The 15,503-nt window shown below is 52.1% G+C and carries 10 protein-coding genes; 2 read left to right on the forward strand and 8 right to left on the reverse strand.

The genetic code is table 11. The features are described 5' to 3' along the window. The first annotated feature begins 12 nt into the window (after positions 1-12). The gene (gene hemL / locus ABD892_RS18765; protein ID WP_345197572.1) at positions 13-1,296 is read left to right on the forward strand and encodes a glutamate-1-semialdehyde 2,1-aminomutase; all 1,284 of its coding nucleotides are present in this window, start codon (positions 13-15) and stop codon (positions 1,294-1,296) included. After that, positions 1,296-1,928, forward strand: coding sequence for a hypothetical protein (locus ABD892_RS18770; protein ID WP_345197574.1), 633 nt, complete (start codon positions 1,296-1,298; stop codon positions 1,926-1,928). Before hemL ends, ABD892_RS18770 begins: the two co-directional genes overlap by 1 nt. A 52-nt stretch (positions 1,929-1,980) precedes the next feature. Here the strand turns inward: ABD892_RS18770 and ABD892_RS18775 are convergent, their stop codons facing one another. From ABD892_RS18775 to ABD892_RS18810, 8 genes are all read right to left on the reverse strand, one after another. Further along, positions 1,981-2,301, reverse strand: a complete 321-nt coding sequence (locus ABD892_RS18775; RefSeq protein WP_345197575.1) for a DUF1820 family protein — start codon at positions 2,299-2,301, stop codon at positions 1,981-1,983. A 228-nt stretch (positions 2,302-2,529) separates the two neighbouring features. Continuing rightward, entirely contained in the window at positions 2,530-3,111 is a 582-nt protein-coding gene (locus ABD892_RS18780; RefSeq protein ID WP_345197576.1) for a hypothetical protein, read from the reverse strand. 246 nt (positions 3,112-3,357) lie between these two features. Then, positions 3,358-5,283 carry an FAD-binding protein gene (locus ABD892_RS18785; RefSeq protein ID WP_345197578.1) on the reverse strand — a complete coding sequence of 642 codons (1,926 nt, stop codon included), beginning with the start codon at positions 5,281-5,283 and terminating at the stop codon, positions 3,358-3,360. Between the two features lie 864 nt (positions 5,284-6,147). Next, positions 6,148-9,216 carry an efflux RND transporter permease subunit gene (locus ABD892_RS18790; RefSeq protein WP_345197579.1) on the reverse strand — a complete coding sequence of 1,023 codons (3,069 nt, stop codon included), beginning with the start codon at positions 9,214-9,216 and terminating at the stop codon, positions 6,148-6,150. Then, positions 9,216-10,307, reverse strand: coding sequence for an efflux RND transporter periplasmic adaptor subunit (locus ABD892_RS18795; protein ID WP_345197581.1), 1,092 nt, complete (start codon positions 10,305-10,307; stop codon positions 9,216-9,218). Before ABD892_RS18795 ends, ABD892_RS18790 begins: the two co-directional genes overlap by 1 nt. Before the next feature lie 93 nt (positions 10,308-10,400). After that, a complete protein-coding gene (locus tag ABD892_RS18800) occupies positions 10,401-12,329 on the reverse strand; it encodes a bifunctional 2',3'-cyclic-nucleotide 2'-phosphodiesterase/3'-nucleotidase (protein ID WP_345197582.1) in 1,929 nt (642 codons plus the stop codon). Positions 12,330-12,505: 176 nt separating this feature from the next. Next, positions 12,506-13,147 carry a hypothetical protein gene (locus ABD892_RS18805; RefSeq protein WP_345197584.1) on the reverse strand — a complete coding sequence of 214 codons (642 nt, stop codon included), beginning with the start codon at positions 13,145-13,147 and terminating at the stop codon, positions 12,506-12,508. Between the two features lie 302 nt (positions 13,148-13,449). Continuing rightward, on the reverse strand, positions 13,450-15,423 hold the full coding sequence (locus tag ABD892_RS18810) for a hemopexin repeat-containing protein (RefSeq protein ID WP_345197585.1): 1,974 nt from the start codon (positions 15,421-15,423) through the stop codon (positions 13,450-13,452). Between the last annotated feature and the right edge of the window lie 80 nt (positions 15,424-15,503).

The following is a 15,503-nucleotide window of genomic DNA, read 5'->3' on the forward strand; positions in this document are numbered from 1 at the left end:
AAAGGACATACAATGAATCGCTCAGAATCCCTGTTCCAGCAAGCACAGCGGCATATTCCCGGTGGTGTTAACTCGCCGGTTCGCGCATTCAAGGGTGTCGGTGGCACGCCCGTCTTCTTCCGTCGCGCGGATGGCGCCCGGATGTACGATGAAGACGGTAAGGCCTATATAGACTACATAGGCTCCTGGGGGCCGATGATTGTCGGCCACAACCATCCACGGGTCATTGCCGCCGTGCAGGAGCAGGTCAAACTGGGGTTGAGCTTCGGCGCACCAACGGCCATTGAAATCTCAATGGCCGACAAGGTCTGTGAACTGGTGCCTTCCATGGACATGGTACGGATGGTGAACTCCGGTACCGAAGCCACCATGAGTGCCATCCGCCTGGCCCGTGGCTATACCGGCCGGGACAAGATCGTCAAGTTCGAGGGCTGCTACCATGGCCACTCGGATTCCCTGCTGGTCAAGGCGGGATCCGGTGCCCTCACACTCGGCGTGCCTAATTCACCAGGTGTTCCTGCAGACCTGGCGGCACATACCATCACGCTTACTTATAACGATCTGGACAGTGTCCGCAAGGCCTTTGCCGAAACCGGTGACGAGATCGCCTGTATCATCGTGGAACCCGTGGCAGGCAACATGAATTGTATTCCCCCGGTACCGGGCTTCCTCGAAGGTCTGCGGGAAATCTGTGATGAGCACGACACCGTGCTGATTTTTGATGAAGTCATGACCGGTTTCCGCGTTTCCCTCGGTGGTGCTCAGGGCTATTACGGTGTCACACCGGATCTGACCACCCTGGGCAAGGTCATCGGTGGCGGTATGCCGGTAGGCGCCTTTGGCGGCCGTCGTGAGATCATGGAACACATTGCCCCGCTGGGTCCTGTGTACCAGGCAGGTACACTCTCCGGTAATCCGGTTGCCATGTCAGCGGGCCTGACTGTGCTGGATCTGATTACAGAACCCGGATTCCATGAACAGCTCAGCCAGCGTGTGACCCGGTTACTGTCCGGTCTTCAGGAGCGGGCCGATGCGGCCGGTATCCCCTTCACCACCAGCCAGGCCGGCGCCATGTTTGGTGTGTTCTTCACGGACCAGGAACGCATAGAACGCTTTGACCAGGTCATGCGCTGTGACAGTGAGCGATTTGGCCGTTTCTTCCACGCCATGCTGGAAGAAGGGATCTATCTCGCACCGTCTGCCTTTGAAGCCGGCTTTATCTCCAGCGCCCACAGCGACACGGATATTGATGAAACGCTTGCCGCGGCAGAAAAAGCCTTTGCCAGGATTGCCTGATGTTCGAACCGGTTATATCCGTTGCTATCTCTGACGCCGTACTGGCTTTTTCCAGCCTGTTCGGCGTCTTTCTCATGGCCCAGTTTCGCTCCTTTGAACCAGGCCGGCGCCTGCCGGCCACCGTTGCGTTGCTGGCCTTCGGCCTGGTCGCCGCAGCGGCGGGCCTGGGAACACTGCGTTATGGTTTTTCCGCCATCTGGACAGAACCTCACCAGATGCTGTACCAGGCGGCCAACTACCTCTCGCCGTCGCTGCTGGCGACTGCCATTGCGGCTACCGTATGGAACTGGCCATTGCGTAAACAGGACTGGGGCTCCATCCTCCTGGGGCTCATGGCCTGCTTTGAGCTGATGCGTCGACTGGAATGGCTGGATGCCTGGCACCTGGTGCTCAGCGCGGCAGCCCTGCTGCTCATGACAGCAGCCATTATCACACGGGGCGAACGCAAGCCAACTTTTACCGCTTTCGCACTGACTGGGGTCTGCGCCTACTTTATTGGTGGCCTGGTGATTGGTACAGAAGGTAAGCTTGCAGGTTTTCTTCGTATGGATCTCTTTCACTACCTGCTGGCGCTCGGCAATCTGTGCATTGCCAGTGGTTTCTTCCACTACCTCCGTGGAAAGAGCAACTGACCCTGTGAACATCCAATAAGAAAGGCTGCATTACGCAGCCTTTCTTATTGGATTACTTCCCCGGCATCGGTGGCATGGGGAAAGGTGCAATATTCTGCCCCTTGGCATCCATAATCTTACCCTTACCTTCTTTTTCCACATGGTCTATGCGAATAATCGAATGCATGGGAATAAAACTGCTTTTAACCCCTTCAAAGGCGGCTTTCAGTTTTTCCTCGGAAGGATCGACGACCACCTGGGTGCGCTCTCCGAAGATAAAGCCTTCCACCTCGATGAAACCATACATGTCACTCTGGAAAACCTGCTTGGCGTACACCTCGTAGATTTCCCCCTGATTATGAAATACAACTCTGTAAATCTGTCTGGCTGCCATAATTTATGCTGTTCGGTAAAAACGATTTCACAGTGAAATAAAGACAGGCAGGATACCATATAAGATCGGTAACCGTAGTCGCCAAATCAACACATCTTAATCCAACCAGACTTAGCAGGCATATCCAATAATCTGTCGTAATGATAAATGTCAATTCACATCATCAGACATGACTAAAATTCGTTGAAGCAGCTCCCCATTCATCATGGCTAACACGATTGCAACTATTCATTTTTCATCCATCGGATACTCATTGCGATAAAACGCTTTCCAATTTGCCGCTTTAGTCAAACGCGAAAGTGTACTCTTGTTGGCTAAATGACGATCATCAAATACTGCAACACCGTACCCGACTTTACAGTACAAAATAGAATCCTTCCTTGAATATATGCCGTTATACAATTCGAGAGCGCACTGCGCATTCTTTTTTGTTGCCTGAGGATGCGCACATAACTCTAATGTTTCTTTGCGGGTATACGGGCCTGCATAGGCTAACTCTGCACATTCCACTGGCCCCAGACTTCTGGCTCGTATACACAGTTGCAAACTCTCTGAACGAGTAAAAATGCCCCCATAAGCCCTGACACCACACTCAGCAGGCCAGTGTGTATTCGCGCCTAGACACAGTTTTTCAGACTCCGAACGCGTGAAAGGTCCTGAATACGCCAAATCAAGACATGAGGCTACAGATGATGAATCCCCACCCCGTTCTTCACAGAAATAGCGCATTCCATCAACTTCCACCTCAATGAAAGACGCATCAAGTGCCAGAGGTAATAAAAACAAATAAAGACAAAACAGCTTTTGCATAAACACCATGACAAACCTCAGTCAATGGCCATTTCTCTATGAAATAAAAAAGATGTAATAAAATGCGACAAGTGGCATCCTGTCGAACAAAGGGACTGCCATAAGAAAATATAAAGGCCGTTGGTTTAATATATGCTACTGCAAAATAATCATAAACATCCAAAGGCAGTGTAGCTAAAGAAGTGAATACTTCTTTAGCTACACTATAAAAATTTCGTTATAACTTCAGATACCAGATACTTAAAATTATTGACGCCAGGACATTTTAAGCAGGCCTTTTTTCCAGGCCTGTTTCCACAAGCCCCAATCGACAAACCGGTAATCACTGCACTGTCCATCAAGTAACTGATCACTTATAATCCCGGTTTCACAGGTGGCCAGGCATCGGTTGGTCAACGTCTGCTCTGTATTACGTTCACAGACCGGCTCGTAGGTCGATGGACAACCACAGGGTTGCGCCGGTGTTTGTGGAAAATAGAAATCAGCAAAGCTCTCATCGTATCGTGGCCAGTTCACGCCCAGCTGTCGGCCGAAATCGTTAGCAAATACACCGAAAGGATCAAACTGCTCGACGACACCAATGAAGCGTGTTTTTAAGTCGCCGTATTTACCCTGATCATTCTGCAGGTCAAAGACCCATCCCCGGTTCTTTCCCCAGTGCGCCCGACCACCGAAATCCTCCACCAGCAAGCGGGTGAATTCCTGGTAGGGATATTGATACCAGGCATTTTCTGCCGGAGGGAATGCGCTGGGCATAAAGATCGGAATCTCGATAAATACCACGGTTTCGCCTTCCCCGAACTCACCGCCTGTCACTGTGTGGGCCAGCAGGGAATCCGATCGTGCCTGGGCAAAACGAATAAAGACACCGATCAGCGGCACACTGATGTTGTGACTGTTCAGGTGAGTTTTGACCGCCCGCATAGCCTCATCCACCCGGGAAACCGGCACGACAATTTCCCAGTCCATCTGGAACAGGCCATCCTGCACAGCAGTCAGGTAGCTGCTCTGCATGCGATGGGACGGACCAATCGCTTCATGGACATTTTGCGAGGTACCAAATAATGGATGGTTTTTCTTGAAAGGCGGCTGGGTTCTAAACAGGTCCAGACGGGTTTTCTCCACCTTTTTCGCGTAATTCCTGTCGCAGGCGGCCAGTTGCATGGTGAGCTTTGCAGCAGGCAGCTCGGCCGCAGTGACATTCGGTTGCAATAATGAATTATGTGCACCGGCTTCTGCGGGTTTATCAGTGATCCTGCCACAACTGCGCATGAAGGTGCCGTTGCCGGGAAACCAGTTAAGCTGACCCCAATCACAATCTGCCACCTGATTGAATACCCCATCCTGTTCAAACAGGGTTGCTTCGTCGTGGTAGCTCACCTCTACATCAAGGTTGAACTGGGGCTCAACCGCCAGACGCATGCGGGCAGTCATCCCCAACAATCCCAGACTGGCCGTCATGGCTTTCCAGGTATTCGGATCGGTTGACGCCTTGCTGTATTCCCGCAATTCACCATCAGGCCCAATCACCTCCATCGCTACCACCTTGGATGAGATGATCGCATCATGTTTCGGTGAGCTGCCATGGGAACCGGTCGCCACCGCACCGGCAATACTGACGCCATTGAATCCCATCAGGGCAAAGCCAATAGAACGGTCCCGTTCATGCAGCCATTCCGTCAACTCATGCAGCTTAACGCCGGCTTCCAGCAATACGGTTTCCTGCCCTTCGTACGTTTCAATTCCAATAATCTGACGCAGGTTTTCCGTACTGACGACAACACCATAGGTACAGATCGTGTCACTGGCAGAATGCGCCTGACCGACAACCTTGATGCGCTGGCTGTTTTGTACGGCTTCACGAATTGCATCCTGCGCAGCGGATACCGTTGTCGGCCTGTAGACATGTTGTACCTTGCGGCACATCGTCTGACGGTTATAGGATTCTACCTTGGCCGACACGCAATCCTCAGGGCAGGTTTCCACCGTTTCGCCCAGACCGGTATCACATCGGCGGTTACCACAGGAAAAGACGATAGACGTTCCCGGGCAGATCAGCCCGGGTTCCCGGGGTTCAACATCAGGTAAATACTGACTGAGTGAACCTGCTACAGCAGAAAAAGAAAAGGACAAACTGACCAGCAATAAGCAGCGGAATAATCCTGCCTTCATACACGCCTCCATGACAGTCCTTATACGTAAAAGAGGCAGGACTACAGGATGAAACAGCATATCCTCCTGACACACCACATCTTCACTCTATAGAAAATACCCATATTTATAAATAAACTTTCAACCGAATTTATTTAATGAGTAGTTCTCACCAAACGCAAAATTAATATTTCTTATAACATGCTATCCAAACAAACTAATTCGTCATCAAATTGAAACACTTGCAAGAATTATTATATTGCTGCCTTACAAATCAACATTTAAGGAATAATCATGATTACCCCCTCCACCACAACCAGCGCAGGCCTAGAGGCAAGAGCAAATCATTTGATTGCAGAAATCAGCTGGCAAGAAACTTGTTATTACAAATATAGAAGGTGAAAACAATGGAGCATGTCTCTCTTATTTTTGTCAAGACTCAACGTCTTTATGCATTTCTGATGCCGAAGCCCTTACTGCAAGTGAAAAATAACACGAACATATTAGCAATATGACGGTTATCTGTCTTCCAGCAAATACAGACAGCAATGATGCACCATATTTACTTTGTTGCCCAGGCTGCTATGTAAAAAGAACACCCAACAGACCAAACCTCATGAAATTTAAAACAATGGAAGAGTTGACGAGCCACTTTAAACAGTGTGAAAACACTGAAATAAACAGAGAATTCAAATGTAACTCATGTCATTTCTCCAATCACTGTCTCAATGATATTAAGATCCATCAAATGACATTACAGGAAGAAGGCTCGCTTTTTGCTATTAAAAAAGCACACAACGGCATTGATCATTTATCGCCTCTGAAGAAGCATTGATGTCAGTTCTTAAACGGAGGACAATTCAAGAACTGACATCACTGACAGCATCACAGCTGGCGCCAGCTGATCCTAAAGAGCAGCGTATAAACAACAGGTAGCACGATCAATGTCAGCAGGGTTGCGAAACCCAGGCCGAAGATAATCGTCACCGCCATGGATTTGAAAAACGCATCAAAGAGCAGTGGCAGCATACCCAGCATGGTGGTCAGTGCCGCCATGCACACCGGCCGGACGCGGCTGACCGCCGAATGGAACACCGCTTCATACGCCTCCTTGCCCTGGGAGAGTTCCAGGTTGATCTGATCAACCAGCACAATGCCGTTTTTAATCAGCATCCCCGACAAACTCAGCAAGCCCAACAATGCCATAAAGCTGAAGGGTGCATTGAGCAACAATAAGCCTGACACCACGCCAATCAAAGCCAGTGGCACCGTGACCCAGATCGCGATGGGCTGCCGGACGGAATTGAACAGGAAGACCGTAATCAGGAACATGGTCAGGTAGCCCAGCGGGAGTGAACCAAATACGGCGGTCTGAGCGTCGCCGGCACTTTCGTGTTCTCCGCCCCACTCCAGACTGTAACCCGGCGGCAGGGGAATCGCCTCGATTTCACCACGCACCCGACGGAATACCGAATCGGCAGTTTCACCACTGGACTCAGCCGGTTCAGCCAGCACCGCCAGCATCCGCTTGCGGTCTCGACGAACGATCAACGGGTTATCCCATTCGCTGTCAAACCGCGAAACTACCTGGGTAATGGGCACAAAGGTTGAATACTCTTTACTCCAGACCTGCAGACCGGTCAGGCTATCGGCGTCCAACCGCTCCTGTTCAGGCGCACGTGCCATGATGGGCATGAGATGACTCCCTTCCCGGTACACGCCAACCTGTTTGCCACTGAAATTCACCAACAGCGCGTCGTCCAGTGCCTGCTTGGATATACCACTGCGCCGAGCCTGTGCGTCATCCACTATCGGTCTAACGATCAGCGACTGATTACGCCAGGTATGACGAATGGCATCTGCCGCCGGCTCATGGTTGAGAATCGCAACAGCCTGACTGCCCAGTTGGCGCAACACAACAGGGTCTTCGCCATAGAAGCGTGCTTCGATTTTGGCGGCTGGCGCAGGCCCATTTTCTAGGCGTTTCACACGGTATTCTGCCTGGGAAAAGTCCGCAGCCAGCAGGGATTCAACCTGGGGAAACAGGTCATCAATGGTATCCAGGTCACGAGCGGTGATAATCACCTGACCATAGCTGGCATACATCTGCTCCGGTGAATAAGGCAGCACAAAACGCTGGGCACCACGACCCATAACGGTTGTTACCGCCGTGACACCATCCAGCCTCAGCACTTTATCTTCAAGGCGCGACATCTTGGCTTCCGTTGCCCGGATATCACTGCCTTCCGGCATCCAGAAATCGATAAAGAACATTGGAGTGTTAGACGGCGGGAAAAACACATTTTTGACCAACCCCATTCCGGCCACTGCGGCTACCAGCGCAAAACCGGTCAGTGCCAACGTAATGGGACGGTGACGCATGGCAAGATTGAGCAACTGTCGATACAGGGTGAATACCGCGCCTTTATAAAGGTCATCCTCCCCCCCCTCATTGTCGACCGCCGTGATTTCGTTATCTTTAAACAGCAGGTTGCAGAAAAAAGGCGTCAAGGTAATCGCGGTAATCCAGCTGATGAACAGGGAGATCAACAATACCTGGAACAACGATTTACAGAATTCACCGGTACTGTCCTGAGAGAGGCCAATCGGCGCAAAGGCAATGATGGCAATCACCGTGGCGCCCAGCAACGGCCACTGTGTCTGGCTGACCACCTGCTTAGCCGCTTCAAGACGAGTGAGTCCACGCTTGATACCGACCAGTATACCTTCTGTCACTACGATAGCATTATCCACCAGCATCCCCAGTGCGATAATCAGGGCGCCCAGCGAGATCATCTGCAAATCAATGGCCAGAATTCTCATCACAATGAAGGTGCCCAGTATCGTCAGGAGCAGCACAGCTCCCATCAGCAGGCCTGAGCGAAGCCCCATAAACAACAACAGAACGATAATCACAATGGCAATGGATTCCGCCAGATTGACCAGAAATCCATTCACCGATTTCGAAACGACTTCCGGCTGGTTATAAACCGAGGTGATCTCCATACCGATTGGACGCTGACCTTCCAGCGCCAGCAGTTTCGCATCAATCGCTTCGCCGACTTTTACGACATTGACACCACTGGTAAAGGATATTCCTAATGAGATCGCGTCGTCACCGTTGTTGTGGTATACGACTGACGGCGTTTCTGTATACGCCTTGCTGACAGTGGCGATATCACCCAGGTAAACGAGTTTTTCAATCCCCGGCGGGCTGATAATCAGACGCTCCATCTCCGCGACATTATGGAATTCACCGGTGGGATGAATGCGCACAGACGCACCGTCCACATACATGCGCCCGGCATTCGAAACCACATTCTGGTTCTGGATCAGACCGAAGATATATTCTGGACTCAGATTCAGGGCCGCCAGTCGCGCCTGGGAGATTTCAACAACGACCTGTTCAGGACGTGTGCCATCCAGCACGACTTTCTTGACGCCAGGAATCAACACCAGCTCACGGCGAAGGTAATCGGCATAGTTCTCCAGTTCGCGGTAGCTGAAATCCTCGCCAGTGATATTGAGGAGAATCCCGAAAACATCCCCGTAATCATCTTCCACCTGTGATGGCTGCACACCCGGTGGCAGACTGGACTGGGCGTCATTCACCTTGCGGCGCAGTTCATCCCAGATCTGGGGAAGATCATGTTTATCGAACTGATCCCGAATTTCCACAGAGATCTGCGACAAGCCGGCACTGTTGACCGATTCCACAAATTTAACCGCCGCCAGCTGCTGGATGGCATCTTCCAACGGCAGTGTCACTTCTTCTTCCACCTGCTCCGGTGAAGCTCCCGGGTACGGGGTGATCACCATGGCAGACTTGATTGTGAACTCGGGAAATTCCAGCTGGCCCAGGCCAAGAAACGACATGGCGCCGCCCACCAGCAACAAGACGACAAACATCCAGCTGATCACGGAGTGCCGGATACTGTACTCAGCAGTATTCATTACAGTCCCCGCTCCCAGCGCAGTGGTTTGACCTTCAGGCCTTCCGTTAACTGGCGGGCACCCGCCACCACCACCTGATCACCGGTTTGGAGACCGGACAACACCTGAATACCGGCTTCCGTGATGCGGCCCACCGTGACTTCTACCGCACCAACCTGCCCGGTGTCTGCGTTATAGCGCCAAACCAGTGTACGACCATCAGCATCACTGTTTACCACAGCCTGTGAGGGAATCAATACATAGGGGATCTGAGAACGTTGACGGATGATACGGGCCAGGTCGATCGTCACCGTCGTGGTCATGCCAGGCAGTAGAGTCAGGTCATCCGGTACCGGCATGGTGAACACCACATCATAGGTCTGGGTGCCAGGTGTCACCTTGGTGGCATGCTCCTTATATTGCACAGGGAACTGACGATCTGGTGCGGCAGCAAAGCTCGCCTGGGGCATGTAGCCGACTTCCACGGTATTGGCATCCACATTCACCACGATGCTCTCCGGCACCTGGATATGGATATCCACCGTATTGTCACTCTGCAGCAGGAGGATGGTCTGCTTGGCCTGAATGAACTGGTGGTTTTCCACCTCCAGCCGTGCCACACGTCCAGCAAAGGGGGCTTTCAAAACGGTATAGGCCAGCTTGTCACGGGCCAGGTCCAGTGCCGCTTTGCTGGATTTCAGCTGGGCGCTGGCCTTGTCATAATCCGCCTGGGAAATGACTTTTCGTTCAAGCAGGGATTTCTTTCGCTGGAAGTCAATCTGCGCCAGTTCATAACTGGCCTGGCGATCCGCCACTTCATTGCGGACGTCGCGATCATCCAATCGCGCCAACAGCTGTCCCTTATCGACGTGCTGCCCTTCATTCAGGGGCAATTCAACCAGCTCGCCGGATATGCGAAACGAAATCTCGGCTTCATCACTGGCTGTCACATGGCCGGGGAAATGGCGCAGTTGCTGGCTACTGCTACCGGCCACCTCAAAGAGCTTGACCGGACGAATAAGTGCTTCCTGCTGCGCCGGTTCCTTCTGGCAACCGGACAGCGCGATGGTCAGTCCCATAAACCCCAGGACCAGTAACGACTTGCCCCACATGCAACGAGATTCCTGCTGTCAATACGTAGTGGCGCAAGCTTACACGATCAACAGGTTGACGTCAGCGTTACCCGACTCGCCGAGCCGGGTTTGTCAGTGGAAGGCGACACGATAGACAGCAAAGCCGTCATCATTCTCATGCAGGAAGGTCATCCCATGGCGGGCATGGGCTTCGATAAAACGCGCAGCTTTAGTTGATGGTGAGGTTTCAAAGCGCAGATCCAGCGCCGGATTCGTTATCGGTGCCAGCTGCCAGTTATGGTCTGCCGCGGCACGTACAACACCCTGTTCACGGGTTTGTCGCTCAATGTAATCCGCCAGAATTTCGCGGTTTTCCTCCGGCGATGCGAATACCACGGATTCGGCTCCGGTACCGGCGAATTTGCCGCCGTAGGCACGGTAATTATTGGCCGCGACAAGGAAGTGTTGTCCAGGATTAACTGGCTGCCCCTGCCAGGCCAGCGCCTTGATTCGCTCAGTCTCAGGATGAATCAACCGGCAGTGATCGTCGTAACGGGCGGGCTGCGTGACATCTATCTGATACTCAACGCCGTCAATCACATCAAAATTGTGGTTGGGAAAGTGGTTGTCGATCAGCATCTGCGGTTCATGGCTGGACGGATCGATCTGATTAAACTGACCAGCCGCGCATTCCAACCACTCCTTCAGCTCTGCACCGGTGATTTTCAGTACTACCAGGGTATTGGGAAACGGATAAAGATCCACGGCATTTCTAAAAGACAGCTTCCCTTTTTCCACCTCCGTGTAGTTGGCCGGATCCCGCTGTCCGCCCGCCTTGAAGGGAGCCGACACAGCCAGTATTGGCAGTCCATTCAGTGCATCGTTATCGCTCACTGCCCGTCTCACGTAATCAATCTGGGCATCATTGACAATCTGGATGCTGGGATCATCCTGAATCAAGGCCAGATAACTGTAGATTTCAGAACAGGCTTCCCCGATAGCTCGTCCCACGAACGCCCGGGTACCTTCGTGGTCTTCCGCCAAAGCGGCCACAAGTTCAGTATCCGCTTCAACCAACGGCTTATGATCCGGCCCTGTCAGCGGACGTGCTTCGGAATGGCTGTCTACGACGTGCCAGCCACTCGCGTGCTTTTCCAGCGTCAGGTCAATCACCCCAATATGGTTTCCCCAGAAGCCTGGCATCACGGCCGGCACGCCATTAATCGTACCGCGCTTAATATCCACGCCGATATCGTTCTCAAACACAGGCCCCGGGAACACCTTGTGTGCATGCCCCATCACAATGGCATCAATGCCCGGAACCTGCGACAGACCGTTCACCGCCTGCTCAGCCATGGGTTCATGGGGTTCACTGTCAAAACCGCTATGACTGAGGGCTATGACGATATCCGTCCCTTCCGCACGCATTTTTGGCACAAGCGTTGTCGCTGTCTCGGCAATATCCCGCGCCGTCACGCGCCCTTCCAGATGCTCACGGTCCCAACGCATGATCTGGGGTGGTAAAAAGCCAATAAACCCCACGTTGAGTGACTGCTGATTACCGGCAGTATCAGTAAACACACAGGGTTTAATCAGGTAGGGTTTGAAAACGTGGTCGCCAGTTGCAGCATCCAACACATTGGCAGAAATAACGGGGAATCCGGCGCCTTGAATCGCCTTCCTGAGATAATCCAGCCCATAGTTGAAATCATGGTTGCCGAGATTGGCAACGTCATACTGCATCCGGTTCATGGCCTTGTAGACAGGATGCACCCAACCCTCTTCCCCGGACTGGCTGACGGCATAGTCCCCCATCGGTGATCCCTGGAGCAGATCACCGTTATCCACCAGCAGGCTGTTAGCCACTTCATCACGGGCCTGGCGGATCAGCGTTGCGCCTCGAACCAGCCCGTACTGATCCATAGGACGATCCTTGTAGTAATCGAAATCCATGATATTGACATGAAGATCGGTCGTTTCCAGCACGCGGAGCTGGAGGGTGGCTGCCTGTGCAGTCATTAACAGAAATCCTGTTACCAGCAGAATCAGGGTTCGCAGCATAACGTCTGCCCCTATTAAGGTATATGTCGAGAAGACTGCGGGAAACTATAGCAATGAAGTGCGACAACGAGATTTCTTATCCTGTAAAACGAGACGGGACACTTTGAACATGTAGTGAATACGAGAGAGGAGTCTCAATAACAAGCAAGAAGAAAGCACAACACGAGAACAGCAGACTATAGCGAATCGAGATACTGCCATGTTGAATCCGACAACTGCTCATCATAGGCTTTCCCTGGCGCGCATTTATCCGAGAAATACGGATGTTTCGGATAGATAGTCTTGTAAAACCTGACCGCATGCTCTCGTGCAAGATGCTCAGGAACACCTACAAGCTGCGCCGCCCGATAATTTCGCTGTACAGCCTGACAATCGGTTTTCTGTTCATCAAACTCCCCCCTGGCATGCATGGACTCATGGGTAAACACATGCATGCTAAACAGCTGCTTGCGCGTAATGTTTTCTGGATGCTCAAGATATTCCATGAAGTGGGCACACCAGCCATACATGAACACAATCTCACCCGTAATCGGGTTCGCATGGCCTGCCAGCCATACGTCATTGTCAAAAATGGCATCAAACGCCGTATTACAATGCACCACGGCGCGACGCTCGGCCAATATTGAGGCTTTTTCTGATAGAAACTGCTCAAAACGCCATGCCTGGAAAGGAATCCAACCTGCGGCAACGGCCAGACCAATCATGGCTGCAATGTACCCAAGATCAAAACCATCATACCCCTTGACCCGGTTTGTCGGCTTTTTGATACCTCGCCACGCCATCCATAAAAAGAAAACTGATAAGGCAATCAAAAACATAGCGGAGTCAGCCTTTTAATTGACGGATACCTTTCTCATCGACACAAGAATTATTTAATTTACAGCGACTCAATAACACGTAACAAAATCCGCTGCAAAAAACTCAGGATTAAGCTGACATTGAGCATTTTGCTCATCCTCAACAATTCTGCTGCCGTAACACGCCATCATCTGTATGACTATTGAAGTCACACTCATAAAGCTGTGATGCCGGTCAGACCAAAGGCGAGAAGAAGCAGGATGGTGAAAAATAAAACCAAGTAGCGGCAAAACGGGGACAGACAGCGCCGTCCCCGATCGAATTATTGCTGTAGAATCAAAGAGATATTATCCGCATAACCATCACTGCTTCCCCAGCTGTCGTCAAACTGGACGGTTACATCAATGGTCTGCGTCGCCGTTGGCACCTGGCCTGACGCCTCACGGTAGACAAAGCCTGTCGCACTGCCACGATCTGATTCCGTCACTGGCCCGATCGTTACACTGCGCTGACCGAAATACCAGTCACGCAGACCAGACCAGCTATCACTGGTGATTTGCCTGGGATATCCGGCATCCACTTTATTGAGGGCATGGTCAAACCGGACATACTCGCCTTCCTTGAACAGGTAGGATTTGAACAGGTCTTTCCGGAACGCTGCATCAATATGGCTCGGCCAGACCTGCAGCCCTGGCCAGGTGGTATCGGATATCAGCATCGGATACCCCACATCCACCTTGCCACTGCTGAGGTTATAGCGGATGTACTCAGCCCCTTTGAAAAAGTAGGCATTGCCATTGCTCCAGTTGATCGCCGCATCAATATCCCGCGCGCCGCCCTCAAACTTCGCCAGCTCCGGCCATTGTTCAGCAATCTTCATGGGATAACCGTCATCGGCGCGATCCGCTTCAATGTCATAGCGGATATACTCATCATCCTTGAAGAAATAGGCTTTGCCATTGCCCCAGTTGATCACAGCATCAATATCACTGGCACCGCCGGTGAATCGATCCAGTCCCGGCCAACCGCCGGAAATCCCTGCAGGATAGCCACTGTCGACACGATCACTGCCGAGGTCAAACCGGTAATACTGGCTTCCACGGAAGAAATAGACTTTTCCATTGTCCCACTTTGTGGCAGCCATGCCGGCATCATCATTGAAGCGAACGGTAACGGAGGCCTTGTCATCATCCTGAGCATAACCACCCAACCAGGCAGACAGGTTGTAGGTGGTTGGCTGTGACAGATCCAGATGCGACACATCAATACGCTGCATCATGGCTGATTTCTGTTTGGTGCCACCGGCAAAGAAGATCTTGCCCCCCTCAGGTACGCTACCCGCGCCAGGAAACCCACCGGGTGCGCCATATTGAGTCGGTACAGCGCCGCCACCTTCCAGCCAGCCGGACGTAGACCCTTCATAGCCATACTTGGTGTAACCGCGGTCATGCTCAGCATCGCCATTGACGATCAGCTCTGTACCAATCTGTGCCGGCTGAGCGACCTGAGCACGCAGGACAGAATGGCCATCCAGCCCCTGGTTCTGCCAGGCGAGCCCCATGTGATCCAGAATAGAAGGCACCACATCAACCGGCGCCGCATCGGTACGGATACCGTCGGTCAGGTGTGAAACCGCATCCCCACTGGCAATGAACCAGCTGTTCCGGTGTTCTGGGCGATTCTCTCCATGCTGACCATTGGCAGTACCACCGTGATCCGGCACGGCAACCACCAGCCAGTCTTCATTCGCATAATTAGGACGGGATTCCATGGCATCCAGAATCTCCCCCAATTGCCGGTCTGCCTTTTCAATCGCATGCCGGTATTCGGGAACATCAATGCTGAAACCATGCTCATGGCCTTTTGCATCGACCATGGAGAAATACTGGAAGAGGACATCCACATCGGTATTAGTCAGTAACTCAATGGTCTTGGGGACGGTAGTGTCATCCTCATACTTCCCGTAATACCAGTAGTGGTCTTCATCAGCACCTGTTGGCATCCGGACATGAATACCATCCCAGGATGTCACCCGCGCGGTATACAGAGCGGGATTTTGCTGTTCAACGAGGCTGAAGAGGTCAGGAATATTGCCCAGCTTTGACCCCGTGAACGAGTTGTTGGTAATGCCATGGCGATCCCGCCAGACTCCGTAAAGGACTGTCGCCCAGCATGGCGCACTCCAGGTCGTGTCTTCCGCCTGCATCGGGCTGAAGAATCCTTGGTTGATCAACCGGTCCAGATTCGGCGTATTGGCTTGCTGCAGGGAATCAGGGCGTAAACCGTCGATACCAATCCCTTAAATCCCGCTTAACCTTGGGAATGTGAGCAAGCTGGCCGTACTTTTGGCAACAGAGTACAGTTTTTGCACAAAAC

It is taken from the genome of Kistimonas scapharcae (assembly GCF_039540975.1).
GTDB classification, from domain to species: domain Bacteria; phylum Pseudomonadota; class Gammaproteobacteria; order Pseudomonadales; family Endozoicomonadaceae; genus Kistimonas; species Kistimonas scapharcae.

Coding starts and splice junctions, on each gene's coding strand:
- ABD892_RS18775 (WP_345197575.1), bottom strand. CDS start 2,301: ATGGCAGCCAGACAGATTTACAGAGTTGTATTTCATAATCAGGGGGAA.
- ABD892_RS18785 (WP_345197578.1), bottom strand. CDS start 5,283: ATGAAGGCAGGATTATTCCGCTGCTTATTGCTGGTCAGTTTGTCCTTT.
- hemL (WP_345197572.1), top strand. CDS start 13: ATGAATCGCTCAGAATCCCTGTTCCAGCAAGCACAGCGGCATATTCCC.
- ABD892_RS18790 (WP_345197579.1), bottom strand. CDS start 9,216: ATGAATACTGCTGAGTACAGTATCCGGCACTCCGTGATCAGCTGGATG.
- ABD892_RS18805 (WP_345197584.1), bottom strand. CDS start 13,147: ATGTTTTTGATTGCCTTATCAGTTTTCTTTTTATGGATGGCGTGGCGA.
- ABD892_RS18770 (WP_345197574.1), top strand. CDS start 1,296: ATGTTCGAACCGGTTATATCCGTTGCTATCTCTGACGCCGTACTGGCT.
- ABD892_RS18795 (WP_345197581.1), bottom strand. CDS start 10,307: ATGTGGGGCAAGTCGTTACTGGTCCTGGGGTTTATGGGACTGACCATC.
- ABD892_RS18800 (WP_345197582.1), bottom strand. CDS start 12,329: ATGCTGCGAACCCTGATTCTGCTGGTAACAGGATTTCTGTTAATGACT.
- ABD892_RS18780 (WP_345197576.1), bottom strand. CDS start 3,111: ATGCAAAAGCTGTTTTGTCTTTATTTGTTTTTATTACCTCTGGCACTT.